This window comes from Mesobacillus maritimus, from assembly GCF_044803185.1.
Taxonomy (GTDB): Bacteria; Bacillota; Bacilli; order Bacillales; family Cytobacillaceae; genus Mesobacillus_B; species Mesobacillus_B maritimus_B.
Map to the genome: position 1 here is coordinate 4,813,769 of NZ_CP085225.1, position 13,353 is coordinate 4,827,121.

The following is a 13,353-nucleotide window of genomic DNA, read 5'->3' on the forward strand; positions in this document are numbered from 1 at the left end:
AATCTTTACGAAAACAGCCTTTTCTTATTCTTTTTTTAAAATGGTATTTTGCAGGATGATGTTAACCAGCGACATCAACACGGTTGTTAGAAGCGCCATGCCAAAGCCTTCAATTTCAAACGAACTTCCCATTAGGGAATCCGTAAGCAAAAGTGTGATGGCATTAATTACAAACAGAAATAGCCCTAAGGTCACCAATGTAACTGGGAGAGTCAAGATAATGAGAATGGGTCGAACCAAAATGTTTAGAATGGAAAGCAAAAAGCTAGCTCCTAATGCCGCACCAAAGCTCGACAAATAGAATGACTCAAAATAGCCAGCAATCGCAATAAAGATGACGGCATTAATGACAATTCCAATCAACCATTTCATAGAGTTTTTCTAAGCGAAATGGAACCTGTCTTTGATTCGGCGTATATTCTCAACGGATTGCTACTTTCTTCTCTCGTCGCAAACCGCATCGATTTTTGAACCATTTCACTCTTATCCTCCATGATTTCTACCCCATCAAGCTCTACCTTGAAGTTCCCCAAATTCGATTTAAGCTCTCCTTTAACGGGAGTTCCCACCGGAACAAAAAGGTCAACAGCGCCTGTTCCAGACGAGGCCTCAAGGTGCTCACATGCTTGATTTCTAAGGGTGCAGCTTATGCTTCCACTAAAGGATTGAAGGTCAGCACGCTGGAAGGAACCATCCGCTCTAATGGAACCATTGATTGTTTCTGCTTCCAGTTCATAAATGTGACTCTCAGACACTTGAATCGCTCCGTTTGCCGTTTCTGTTTCAAGCTTTTTACACACTAAATTTTCAAACTTTATTTTTCCATTAGCGGTCTTCGCTTTTAGGTCATTTGCTTTTAAATTCGTCCCTGTAATGGCACCATTAAATAGTCTGACTCTTACCTTATCATAGTCTAATCGAGGAATGTACATGGTCACATCGACTTTCATCCATTTTTGCTGGTTTGAGAAAATCAACTTTTGACCATCAATTGAAAACAATACCTCTTCAAGTAATTTTTGTCTTGCTTGGTCTTGATTTTCAACTCGGTAAACTTTCGCTGCGCATTCTACTCGGACATCACCTTGATCCCAAGGGATTACTTCAACAGAACCATTTGCAAGGTCAACATCCACCTGTGTTAAATTTGTAACGCCCTGTTGAAAAATATGAGTAATGTCTACGGACTGGCCGAAGTTTAAATCTAGGTCAAAGTCTTTGATTTTTTTGAAAGCCGAATCCACAAAGTCCATGATTTTATCAACGGTCGATTGAAGCTTTGGACCAGAGGATTCTTCCTTTTTGAAATGACCGTTATTGTAGGAATCATCCTGCTTTACTGTCGTTGACAGCTCAGTAATCAGCTCTGCTTTTTTGTCTTCCATCGTTTTTTCTTTTTTCTCAAGCTCTTCGATTAGGAACAAGGCTTCTTCAACGGTCAGCCTGCCTTCCTCAACCATTTTCAATATTTTCTTTCGCTCTTCTTGCATATAAATACCTCCCCGCACTCTCAATATATTCTCATTTTCCAAACTTAAAACATTGTGCAATTAATTATGAGGCTCTATAAGTAATACGTAGGTACAACAATAGAAGTTTCAATCCACTTTATTCATTTCTAGAGTTTGGTAAAAAAGCATGCCTGATTCAAGCAGAGAAAAAGAATTTTTTGTGAAATTTTTATGTTTGTTTAGGGACTGAATTGATGCATCTTTTACCGTCATAGATAAATATCATGACTTGAGGAGTTGTGAGGGCTTGTCTTTTCCCATATTTATTGGGATTCGAGGACAATAGGTATTAGGAAGACTCCTCGTTTCCCATACTCATTGTGATTCGCTCACTATGGGCACTGAGACGGCTCCTCGCTTCCCATACTCATTGGGATTCGCTCACTATGGGCACTGAGACGGCTCCTCGCTTCCCATACTCAATGAGATTCGCTCACTATGGGCACTGAGACGGCTCCTCACTTCCCATACTCATTGGGATTCGCTCACTATGGGCACTGAGACGGCTCCTCGCTTCCCATACTCATTGTGATTCGCTCACTATGGGCACTGAGACGGCTCCTCGCTTCCCATACTCATTGTGATTCGCTCACTATGGGCACTGAGACAGCTCCTCACTTCCCATACTCATTAAGGTTCGAACACTATGGGCACTGAGACGGCTCCTCGCTTCCCATACTCAATGAGATTCGCTCACTATGGGCACTAAGACGGCTCCCTGCTTCCCATACCCAATAAGATTCTAGTATTAAGGGCATTGAGAAGGATTGTCATATCGGTATTCTCCGCCCCTATATAAAACCGATAAAGAAAAAACGCAACTCGAGTAAAAAAGTCGAGAGCGTTTTTCGATTACTCAGGTCATGTAGAGCTGATGCTTTCTTTTTCCAAAACCTGTTGTTTCATACGTAAGCGATCACGTTCAAGAATAGGTTTTAAGTACTTGCCTGTAAAGGACTCTGACACCTCTGCTACTTGTTCTGGTGTTCCGATGGCGACGATTGTCCCCCCACGATCTCCACCTTCTGGTCCGAGGTCAATGATATGGTCTGCTGCCTTGATGACATCTAAGTTATGCTCGATGACAAGCACGGTATCACCATTGTCCACAAGGCGCTGAAGAACTAGTAATAAACGAGAGATATCATCAACATGCAAGCCTGTTGTCGGTTCATCTAAGATATAAAGAGAACGCCCTTGTGAGCGGCGATGCAGTTCGGATGCAAGCTTAACACGCTGAGCTTCCCCTCCAGATAGAGTTGTGGCTGGCTGACCAAGGGTAATATAGCCTAAGCCAACATCAGCAATGGTTTGAAGCTTTCGTTTAATTTTCGGGATATTGCTAAAAAACTCTACCGCGTCCTCAACGGTCATATCGAGGATATCGGAAATGTTCTTCCCTTTATACTGCACTTCTAGCGTTTCACGGTTATAGCGTTTCCCATGACAGACTTCGCACGGTACATAAACATCCGGGAGAAAATGCATTTCAATTTTGATAATCCCGTCTCCGCGGCAAGCTTCACAACGACCACCTTTCACATTAAAGCTAAAGCGGCCTTTTTTATAACCTCGGACTTTTGCTTCATTTGTAGACGTAAAGACATCACGAATATCATCAAAAACCCCGGTGTAGGTGGCTGGATTGGATCTTGGTGTTCGACCTATAGGTGCCTGGTCTATATCAATGACCTTTTCTAGGTGTTCTATACCCTTTATTTCACGAAACTCGCCTGGTCTGCTTTTCGCACGATGAAGATTCATCGCAAGTGATTTATGCAAGATTTCGTTGATTAATGTACTTTTACCTGAGCCGGATACGCCCGTTACCGCAATGAACGTTCCAAGCGGAAACTTCACATTGATGTTTTTCAGGTTATTTTCCTTAGCACCTTTTATTTCGATAAAACGGCCGTCCGCTTTACGGCGTTCAATTGGTAAAGGAATGAATTTTTCTCCTGAGAGATATTGTCCTGTCAACGACCTTGGGTCCTTCATGACCTCTTGTGGAGTTCCCGCTGACACAATCTCCCCCCCATGAACCCCTGCGCCAGGGCCAACATCGATTAAGTAATCTGCCGCTAGCATCGTGTCTTCATCATGTTCAACGACAATCAGCGTATTCCCAATGTCCCTCATATTTTTAAGCGTATCGATTAAACGATCATTGTCTCGCTGATGAAGACCAATGGAAGGTTCATCGAGTATATAGAGAACCCCTGTAAGACTTGAGCCAATTTGTGTTGCAAGCCTAATCCGTTGCGCCTCTCCCCCTGATAACGTTCCAGCAGCTCGGCTTAAGGTAAGATAATCGAGACCGACATTTTTCAAAAATCCAAGTCGTTCTTTGATTTCTCTTAGAATTAATTTTGCAATCTGAATTTCTGTTTCTGAAAGCTGTAGATTTTCAAAGAGCTGGTAGGCTTCTTCAACTGAAAGGGCCGTTACCGTCCCGATGTGCTGATTATCAATTAGCACGGCAAGGCTCTCCGGTCTAAGCCTATTCCCCTTACAAGATGGACAAGGATTTTCAGCCATATATTTTTCCATTTGGTCGCGAATAAAGTCGGAGCTTGTCTCGCTATATCTCCGTGCAACGTTACGAAGTACGCCTTCAAATTGAATATAGTTTTCTCTGATTTGTCCAAAGTCACTTTCATAACGGAAATAGATACGATCAGTTTCTGATCCGTAAAGGATCTTATCCAGCTGGTCCTTGGGTAAGTCTTTAACAGGGGTATCTAAATCGATTCCATAATGGTTACAAACGGCTTCAAGCAGCTGCGGGTAGTATTGTGAACTCGTCGGCTCCCAAGGGGCAATCGCATGCTTTCTTAGGCTTAAATCTTTATTTGGTATGACAAGATCGATATCCACCTTCTTCTTAAAGCCTAGGCCATCACATTCTGGACACGCTCCATAAGGGGTGTTAAAGGAAAACATTCTTGGCTCCAATTCGCCAATCGCAAAGCCACAAAACGGGCAAGCATGATTCTCGCTAAACAGCAGCTCTTCCTCACCAATGACATCAATTAAGACTTTTCCTTCCCCTAGCCTTAAGGCCGTTTCAAGAGAGTCAGCAATCCTGGCGGCGATTCCCTCTTTCACAACAATACGGTCCACCACTACTTCGATTGAATGTTTCTTATTTTTATCTAACTCAATCTCATCACTAACGTCATGCATTTCTCCGTCAATTCGCACACGGACAAACCCTTGCTTTTTTATATCCTCAAGCACCTTCACATGCTGGCCTTTTCTACCGGATATAATTGGCGCCAGGATTTGCATCTTTGTCCGCTCAGGAAATTCAAGAAGCCGGTCAACCATTTGTTCTATGGTCTGAGAAGATATTTCGATATTATGTATTGGACAAACTGGCCTTCCAACACGCGCATATAACAAACGCATATAGTCATAGATTTCTGTTACGGTTGCCACGGTTGAACGAGGGTTATTGCTTGTCGTTTTTTGATCAATTGAAATCGCTGGAGAGAGTCCTTCAATTGAATCAACATCTGGCTTGTCCATCTGCCCGAGAAATTGACGCGCATAAGCCGATAAGGATTCAACATACCTTCGTTGACCTTCTGCATAGATTGTATCAAAAGCGAGCGAGGACTTTCCTGAACCGGAAAGCCCTGTTAATACAACAAGCTTGTCTCTCGGAATGGTGACATCAATATTCTTTAAATTATGGGCTCTGGCGCCTTTTACGATTAATTTTTCCATCGCCATGGTACTGTCATCCTTCCGCTTTTAACTCAAGTATAAGATCACGCAACTCGGCAGCTCGTTCGAAATTGAGTGCTTTTGCTGCTTCCTTCATTTCTTTTTCCATATTTACGATTACTTCTTCGCGCTCTTTCTTTGTAAGCTTCTTTAGGCCTGTTGCTGGTTTGTATTCTTCCTGCTCCTCTGCTGCAACCGTCGCACGAATTGAATCGCGAATATCCTTTTGAATGGTCTGAGGCGTAACGCCATGTTGCTCATTGTACTCCTCTTGAATTGAACGGCGGCGTTTCGTTTCGCTAATCGCCATCTCCATCGAATGTGTCATCTTATCTGCATACATAATCACGTGACCGTTGGCATTTCGTGCAGCACGGCCAATGGTTTGAATTAAGGAACGCTCCGAACGCAAGAACCCTTCCTTATCCGCATCTAAAATGGTCACCAAGGATACCTCCGGAATATCAAGTCCTTCCCTTAGGAGGTTGATTCCAACCAACACATCATATTTTCCTAGACGAAGCTCGCGGATGATTTCGATCCGGTCCAAGGTTTTCACTTCTGAGTGGAGATATTGGACTTTAATCCCGATTTCCTTTAAGTAATCTGTTAAATCCTCGGACATTTTCTTCGTCAGGGTTGTCACAAGGACGCGTTCATTCCGCTTAACTCGCTCTTGAATTTCACCGATTAAATCATCAATTTGTCCTTCGATTGGGCGAACATCAATGGTTGGGTCTAATAGTCCCGTTGGACGAATAATTTGTTCAACCATTTCACGGGTATGCTCAATTTCATAAGGTCCCGGGGTGGCTGAAACATAAATAGCGTTTGTGATGTGCTTCTCAAACTCTTCAAAAGTAAGAGGGCGGTTATCAAGAGCTGAAGGCAAACGGAAGCCATGGTCAACCAGTACATTTTTCCTAGCTTGGTCTCCATTATACATTCCTCTAACCTGTGGTAAGGTAACATGCGACTCATCAATGATCAGCAAAAAGTCCTCTGGAAAATAATCAAGCAAAGTATAAGGCGTAGAACCTGGTGGTCTCAAAGTTAAATGTCGGGAGTAGTTCTCAATCCCTGAACAAAATCCCATTTCGCGCATCATTTCTAAGTCATAGCGGGTTCGCTGTTCGAGTCGCTGGGCTTCGAGTAGTTTATCATTTTCACGCAATTCAGCTAAACGCTCTTCTAATTCTTTTTCAATATTTTCAACGGCCACTCTCATCTTTTCTTCACGTGTAACGAAGTGAGAAGCTGGAAAGATTGCCACATGTTCACGTTCCCCAAGAATTTCACCAGTTAAGGCATCCACCTCACGGATTCGGTCAATTTCGTCACCAAAAAATTCAATCCGAATGCAATGCTCATCCCGTGAAGCAGGGAAGATTTCCACCACGTCGCCACGAACACGGAAAGTCCCACGCTTAAAGTCGATGTCATTTCGTTCATACTGAACATCAACGAGCCTATGTAAAAGCTGATTCCGTTCAATCTCCATTCCTGTCCTGAGAGACACCACTAACTCCCTATATTCTTCAGGAGAACCGAGGCCATAAATACAGCTGACACTGGCAATGATGATGACATCTTGTCTTTCAAAGAGTGAAGAGGTTGCTGAGTGACGAAGTTTATCAATTTCATCATTGATACTTGCATCTTTTTCAATAAATGTATCCGTTTGTGGCACGTACGCTTCTGGTTGGTAGTAATCATAATAGCTGACAAAGTATTCAACCGCGTTATTAGGGAAAAACTCCTTAAACTCACTATAAAGCTGCCCAGCCAATGTTTTATTATGGGCAATGACTAACGTTGGTTTGTTAATCTCTTTAATGACATTGGAAACAGTAAATGTTTTCCCTGTACCCGTAGCCCCTAGCAGCGTTTGGTGCTGCTTATTTTCCTTGATCCCCTGAACCAGTTGTTTAATTGCTTCCGGCTGATCACCTTGTGGGGAGTATTTTGAAACTAATTCAAACTGGTCCACACCAAATCCTCCTGTTAACTTTTTTCATTCTCTTTCCGTACTAACTAGATTTCCATTATGTACTTATCCTGAAGTTTCCAAATTCTATATCATTATTCTACCACAAAGCAGAGGAAACTAACCAGCAAAACGCAAACAGGCGTTCTACAACTTTGAGGGAAGATATCAACTAGAGTCGACTTGCCGCGAATAATGGTTAATCAACGTTTAATTAACGAAGGAAAACTCTTATGTTTCCTGTCCTCAATCTATTTTTAATCAATCGTTTGATTAGTATTAGAATTCGACAAAAGCCTACCTTTTTGCCCTGTCTTTTTTAATATTTTACCCGATTGCCGTAATTATCAGACCGCTCTGGGTAAACACTTCATGCAAATGGAAGCAAATGCCTACACACTTATAGAATTCCTCAAGTAGACTTCAATGAAACTACCTTTGAAAATACTCAAAAAGATTACATAAATAGTTCAATAGTGTGATGTGGACAACAGTTTTTTATGAAGATTTATTTTAAAATGGAAGGGTAATGGTAGAAAGGAAGTGATTTGATTGTTTTACGAAGAAATGGACCGCTTTTTTTATCTTCCTGTCGGTCTGTGGCTGATTCAAATACTGATGATCTTATTTACTACTTTATTTTATCAGTCTTATTTCAAAAGAAAATTCCAATCTAAACCCCAGCGAAAACTTGGGCTCATCATCATTTATGGACTATCGATTCTCACCTGTATGGCCTTCCCAGTTTCAATTAACGAGGGCTTTATGTTGGATTTTAGATATATCCCACTAATCCTTGGTTTCCTATATGGTGGTTACCAGGTTGGTTTCCCGCTACTAGGCGTTGTGGTTATTTTTCGATTTATCATTGGTGGTCCTGGCATCTACCTGACGATTCTCATTTGTGTCGTGCTTCTAGCTATCTTCCATTTCACCCTTCATAAATATGAGAAATATGATTCACATGGGAAAAGAACTTACGCCATGTCTTTATTGGTCATCGCGATTATGGTATTTGGATTTGGCACACAATTTTTTGATGATCAAGTACTCTCTGGAAGAGAATTCTTTTTATGGATTGTATTTGCATTCTTAAATATTATCACCATGCTCGCAACACGCCATATTCATGAATCACTTTTAGAATTAGATAAAATTAACTTTGAAGTCATTGAGTATGAACGAATGCATCTTCTAAGCCAGTTCTCGGTTAGTATCGCCCATAAGCTTCAGAGACCGATTGGTAAGATTCAGGATTCAGTTGATGTCCTGCAAACCATCGAAATTCCTGGTAACAAGCGGTATGTGGTAAATGAAATGAGTAACGAACTCGAAACGGCCAAACACATTATTAATGACTATCTTGTTTTAGCAAAAGAACAAAAAAAACAGAAGGTCATCTTAAATGTTCACACTGAACTAGAAGCCATCATCCATTCAATCCAGTCGTACGCCCAAATGCATGATGTGGAATTGAAGTTCTTCCCTGCTATTGATCGAAGACTATCGGTGAAGGGAGATCCCTCTCAGCTTCGCTATGCTTTATTAAACCTTATAAAAAATGGTATTGAAGCGATAGAAAAAGATGGTGTAGTGGAAATCGCTGTCCATGAAATGCTTGATTCCATATATATTTTACTTGAGGACAATGGAAAAGGAATGAGTAATGAAGAAGTAAACAATATTGGTGCCCCTACTAATTCAAAAAAGAAAAATGGTACAGGTCTTGGTACCTTGGTTGCTTTTAACATTCTTAAATCGATGGCAGGTAAAATTGAGGTAACAAGCCAAGTTGGAAAAGGAACAACCTTTTCGATCATTCTCCCGAAAGCAAATGGGTGAGGAAACTTAATATAAAAGCTTCTAACTGTGCTGGACCAATATCCAGCACAGTTATTTTTTCGGTCGATTTCGCTGAACCAACTTATTGGCAAAATAAAATCCAACGGTCATTGAGAATGCATCAATGATGATTAATGGCATGGTATCCGTATAACCTCTATAGACAGATGCGGCAATTAAAGCCACTGCCAACACGAGCCCGAGGTAATGATTATAAACAACTCTAGTAAAAAATACGACTATAATTCCTGGTAACAGCAACGCTAGTAAATATTTCATTTCTACTATGCACCTTTCCCTGACCGTACTGTCTACTCTTAAAGAACGATCTTTGTTACCATTTAGCATAGCCGTTTTCTTTTTACCAGACAAGAAGTTAATCTTGAAAATAGGTGGGGAACCAGTCTAGATTCGTTCATAGCAAACAGATGCAACTGAGCCTGCTATAAAAATGGTTAAAGTTGAAAAGAGCAAACTTTCAAGCCCTAGGGTTGGATATCCCATTAGGACAATCACCCCATCAATTAAGAAGATTAGTAGTCCAATATTTAATGGAGTGGCTTTCGAAATAAAATAGGCTAATAAATCCGTGCCCCCCGTGCTTGTCTTATATCGGAGCATTAAGCCTACCCCTACACCGCTAATTGCCCCTCCTAGCACTGCACTCAACCAAATGGGGAGGGAAAATTGGTACTCTAACGGAGCTAATACATCAATAAAGAAAGCTGTCACAATCATCCCTTGAAAGCTACCATAAAACTGCCGTCGATCATTAAACCATGCGTAAATGCTTAATGGTATGCTAAGAATAGCGGTCCATAAACCTGTCCGAAATTCAAAATAGTAATGGAGGATTAAGGCAATGCCAACAATTCCCCCATCCAGTAGATGGTGAGGTACCAAAAAGCCATTAATGGCTGTCCCAATTAAAACACTACCTGTAATCATAGCCGCAAGTTTAACAAAGATTTTAACACCCCATTCCGATAAGAAAAGCGTAAGCGTCCTGTTCAGCGGCGTATGGCCTGGAGCGCTCCAACTGAGATAAAGGAAACACGAAGAGCGATAGCGATTCGATGTTGACGCAATCGTTGCGGTGGAGAGCGAAGGACACTAGCCGCTAGGGCGCTGGAGCTAGACAATTCTCTAAGTAGAAAATTTCATACTTTTTTCTTTCGCACAAAAAAGCTACCATTATACATATGGTAGCTGTCCAAAAAATATTCATTGTGGCTTGGCTAGCAGCCACTAAACCATTTATGTAGTGGGCTTGAGAGCTGCATAGTAGTTTTCTAAGGCAATAATCGCACTACCCATCCGTTCTACTTCTGGTACGACGACCCTCTCAATTCCTTCATCCCTTAAAGCCGCGGCCGTCACCTTACCGACTGCAACGGCTACGACATCGTTAGCGAATGCTTCTAAGACGGCGTCAAGCTGTCCTGATTCGCGAGCAAATGAAAACAGGAACCTTGCCTGCGGTGTACTCGTAAAGTTAACCGCATCCACTTCCCCAGTCGTTATTTCCTGTACCAATTGTTCAAGTACTTCTTGCTTAGGTGGAATATGCTGATAAGGAAGGATTTCCTTGTATTCCGCTTGCTGTTCTTCTAGAAAGGAAATCAATTTTGGGGCTGGGTCTCCATGCAATTGTAGCGCAACCTTCGACTTTTTAGATAGATGCGAAGATAAGGCGCGAACTAATCCAGCCGTGCTCCCATCATCATCTCGAACAACAGGGGTGATTCCTAAGTTTTTTAGCATATTTACTGTTTTATACCCTCGGGCAGCAACTTTTGCTTGGCTAACGGTTTGAAGAAACTCTTCGCCTAACCCCATTTTCTCAGCTGTTTTATATAATGTTTCGGTTCCAATACCGGTCGTAAAAATAAACCAATCATACTTTCCGGCTACTAGCTCTCGAAGATCATCCTCAAGTCCCGTATCATCAAGAAAAACGGTTCCTTGTGCCGGGCGTACCAGTGGAGTACCACCTAAATTGCTAATGATCTTACTAATTTCCTCAAGTTTACGCGAACCCGCTAAAGCAATCACTTTCCCTTCTAGCCTTTTCATTTTCCTTCCCCCATTCTGATATCTTTTTTATTACTATAGCATTTTTAGTGAAAATCTTCTTTTTATTGAATGGCTCTGTTAAACGTGGCTGTTGATTTCCACTTCAGGCACGAGCGGTTCGCGGGCGTGCCGGAGAGCCTCCTCGGCGCTTAAGCGCCTGTGGGGTTAATTGGGCCCTTTATGCGGGCCAATTCAACCTAGGTCTCCCCTGCCCCGTACTCCCGCAGGAGTCTTCGTGCCTTCCGCTACAATCAACGTGTAAAAAATGACCAATGTACATTCATACCCTACCGAATAAAAAAGTGAAAAACCGACTCCCAATATGATGGAAATCGGCTTTTTGCCTGAAGCTATTAAAGAGAAGTTTCGCCCTTCACTCCATTAATAGAATAACTTGCTGTGATGTTTGCGCTTAAGGAGTGAGAAACAGAGCAATATTTATCCTTAGATAACTGAATCGCTCGAACCACTTTATCCTCTGGTAAATCCCCTTCTAAACTATAGTGAATATGTATATCGGTAAATTTTTTCGGGTGATCATCAGCACGGTCTCCATGCACTTCCATTTTAAAAGAAGATGGTTCTAACCTCATTTTCGTAAGGATGGAGATAATATCAATTCCTGTACAACCAGCTACTGCATTTAGAAGCAATTCCGTTGGTCTCGGACCTGTATTCTCGCCACCAATCTCTTGAGCAGCATCCATTTTTATCTCATGGCCGGAATCAGTTTCGCATGAAAAGGCCATTTTATTGTTCCAATTAATGGTTAAATCCATTCTAAAGCCAACTCCTTTCGATTATCTATTTTCCCACTATAACTGTTTTTCATGTAAACAGAAGCTGATAAACTAAGGGAAGATTCTTCCCCCTATTATTACCCTTAACCAGGGAATAAATCAGAGGATAGATACCGTTCACCAGTATCAGGAGCTAAGGCAAGAACCCTTGCCGATGCTGGTAATTTCTTAGCAATCTCTACAGCAAAATGAGCAGATGCTGCTCCTGATGCTCCAACGAAGATCCCTTCTTCAGCAGCTAAACGCCGAGCCATCGTTTGGGCGTCTTCATCTTTTATATGTAGGATTTCATCGTAAATTTCACGGTTTAAAATTTTTGGGATAAACCCAGGGCCTGTACCTGGTATTTTATGTGGTCCTGGTTGACCTCCAGATAAAACAGGGGAACCAAGTGGCTCTACCACATAAATTTTAAGATTAGGGATGTGTTTTTTTAATTCTTCCCCTACTCCTGTAACAGTACCACCCGTTCCAGCGGTTAAAACTAGGGCATCCAATTTCCCTTCAAACGCTTCTAAAATTTCCACAGCTGTTGTTTCACGATGGGCATCTGCATTCGCTTGGTTTTCGAACTGCATAGGAATAAAGCTGTCCGGGATTTCTTCGGCAAAACGGTTTGCTTGGTCAATCGCTCCTTGCATCCGTAGATCCGCAGGAGTTAGATGCACTTCCGCTCCATATGCCTTTAATATTTTTACTCGCTCAGCCGTTGCATTCGCTGGCATCGTGATGATACACCGATAGCCTTTTACAGCACAAACCATGGCAATCCCAATCCCTGTATTCCCAGAAGTTGGCTCAATCACTGTGCTCTTTCCTGGAATAAGCTTTCCTTCTGCTTCAGCAGTTTCAATCATATTAATTGAAGCTCGGTCCTTCACACTTCCCCCCGGATTAAAAGATTCCAGCTTTACATATACTTCCCCACCAGTCGGTTCGGGAATTCTATTCATTTTTACGATTGGAGTTTTCCCAATTAAATCTAAAATAGAGCTATATAGTTTCATCTTTTTCCAACCTTTCAATCATTTATATAGGGTAAAATCCCCCATAATAGAGCCGTTTACTCACGACGCTTATCTATTCCTTTTCACACAGTTTTTCATAAATGGTTCTATTTTTCAAAGAAAATGCCCGTCGCCTTTGCAGAGCGTTTCTTAGGCAAACCACTTAATGTATACACCGACCGCAACAAATGAGATAAGGATTACCACAACATAAATAAGTGTTAAATTAGTTGTATTCCTTTTCGTGGCATTACGATAACCTTCGTCTCCTTTTCCAGCGAGAAGTAACGTACCCACGGTGGCAATAAGCAGAATAATAAGGACGATTATGATTGATAAACTCATGCTCTCCCCTCCAGAATATGGTTATACCAGGGAAATTGACTCCCTTGTCTCCA

General features: G+C 41.8%; 11 protein-coding genes. 1 reads left to right on the forward strand and 10 read right to left on the reverse strand.

All coding sequences use genetic code 11. The annotated features are described in order from the left end of the window. Positions 1-24: 24 nt before the first annotated feature. The 4 genes from LG336_RS23425 to uvrB form a co-directional block, all read right to left on the reverse strand. Positions 25-372: a phage holin family protein gene (locus tag LG336_RS23425; RefSeq protein ID WP_404329877.1), complete on the reverse strand. Its 348-nt coding sequence runs from the start codon at positions 370-372 to the stop codon at positions 25-27. Further along, positions 369-1,490: a DUF4097 family beta strand repeat-containing protein gene (locus LG336_RS23430; RefSeq protein WP_404329879.1), complete on the reverse strand. Its 1,122-nt coding sequence runs from the start codon at positions 1,488-1,490 to the stop codon at positions 369-371. The genes LG336_RS23425 and LG336_RS23430 overlap by 4 nt, the downstream gene beginning before the upstream one ends. An 882-nt stretch (positions 1,491-2,372) precedes the next feature. Continuing rightward, positions 2,373-5,249: an excinuclease ABC subunit UvrA gene (gene uvrA, locus LG336_RS23435; protein ID WP_404329881.1), complete on the reverse strand. Its 2,877-nt coding sequence runs from the start codon at positions 5,247-5,249 to the stop codon at positions 2,373-2,375. 7 nt (positions 5,250-5,256) lie between these two features. Beyond that, entirely contained in the window at positions 5,257-7,233 is a 1,977-nt protein-coding gene (gene uvrB, locus LG336_RS23440; RefSeq protein WP_404329882.1) for an excinuclease ABC subunit UvrB, read from the reverse strand. Between the two features lie 549 nt (positions 7,234-7,782). Here uvrB and LG336_RS23445 point away from each other — a divergent pair. Then, the gene (locus LG336_RS23445) at positions 7,783-9,072 is read left to right on the forward strand and encodes an ATP-binding protein (RefSeq protein ID WP_404329884.1); all 1,290 of its coding nucleotides are present in this window, start codon (positions 7,783-7,785) and stop codon (positions 9,070-9,072) included. Between the two features lie 51 nt (positions 9,073-9,123). Here the strand turns inward: LG336_RS23445 and LG336_RS23450 are convergent, their stop codons facing one another. The 6 genes from LG336_RS23450 to LG336_RS23475 all read right to left on the reverse strand — a co-directional run bounded on the left by LG336_RS23450 (position 9,124) and on the right by LG336_RS23475 (position 13,300). After that, on the reverse strand, positions 9,124-9,351 hold the full coding sequence (locus LG336_RS23450) for a CsbA family protein (RefSeq protein ID WP_404329886.1): 228 nt from the start codon (positions 9,349-9,351) through the stop codon (positions 9,124-9,126). Positions 9,352-9,477: 126 nt separating this feature from the next. Next, entirely contained in the window at positions 9,478-10,020 is a 543-nt protein-coding gene (locus LG336_RS23455) for a YitT family protein (RefSeq protein ID WP_404329888.1), read from the reverse strand. A gap of 309 nt (positions 10,021-10,329) precedes the next feature. Beyond that, positions 10,330-11,148: a uroporphyrinogen-III synthase gene (locus tag LG336_RS23460; protein ID WP_404329890.1), complete on the reverse strand. Its 819-nt coding sequence runs from the start codon at positions 11,146-11,148 to the stop codon at positions 10,330-10,332. 353 nt (positions 11,149-11,501) lie between these two features. Next, complete coding sequence (locus LG336_RS23465) at positions 11,502-11,927, reverse strand: OsmC family protein (protein WP_404329891.1); 426 nt, start codon at positions 11,925-11,927, stop codon at positions 11,502-11,504. 104 nt (positions 11,928-12,031) lie between these two features. Next, on the reverse strand, positions 12,032-12,955 hold the full coding sequence (gene cysK / locus LG336_RS23470) for a cysteine synthase A (RefSeq protein WP_404329892.1): 924 nt from the start codon (positions 12,953-12,955) through the stop codon (positions 12,032-12,034). A 150-nt stretch (positions 12,956-13,105) separates the two neighbouring features. Continuing rightward, a complete protein-coding gene (locus LG336_RS23475; RefSeq protein WP_404329893.1) occupies positions 13,106-13,300 on the reverse strand; it encodes a hypothetical protein in 195 nt (64 codons plus the stop codon). Between the last annotated feature and the right edge of the window lie 53 nt (positions 13,301-13,353).

Coding starts and splice junctions, on each gene's coding strand:
- LG336_RS23425 (WP_404329877.1), bottom strand. CDS start 372: ATGAAATGGTTGATTGGAATTGTCATTAATGCCGTCATCTTTATTGCG.
- LG336_RS23430 (WP_404329879.1), bottom strand. CDS start 1,490: ATGCAAGAAGAGCGAAAGAAAATATTGAAAATGGTTGAGGAAGGCAGG.
- uvrA (WP_404329881.1), bottom strand. CDS start 5,249: ATGGCGATGGAAAAATTAATCGTAAAAGGCGCCAGAGCCCATAATTTA.
- LG336_RS23450 (WP_404329886.1), bottom strand. CDS start 9,351: ATGAAATATTTACTAGCGTTGCTGTTACCAGGAATTATAGTCGTATTT.
- LG336_RS23455 (WP_404329888.1), bottom strand. CDS start 10,020: ATGATTACAGGTAGTGTTTTAATTGGGACAGCCATTAATGGCTTTTTG.
- LG336_RS23460 (WP_404329890.1), bottom strand. CDS start 11,148: ATGAAAAGGCTAGAAGGGAAAGTGATTGCTTTAGCGGGTTCGCGTAAA.
- LG336_RS23465 (WP_404329891.1), bottom strand. CDS start 11,927: ATGGATTTAACCATTAATTGGAACAATAAAATGGCCTTTTCATGCGAA.
- cysK (WP_404329892.1), bottom strand. CDS start 12,955: ATGAAACTATATAGCTCTATTTTAGATTTAATTGGGAAAACTCCAATC.
- LG336_RS23475 (WP_404329893.1), bottom strand. CDS start 13,300: ATGAGTTTATCAATCATAATCGTCCTTATTATTCTGCTTATTGCCACC.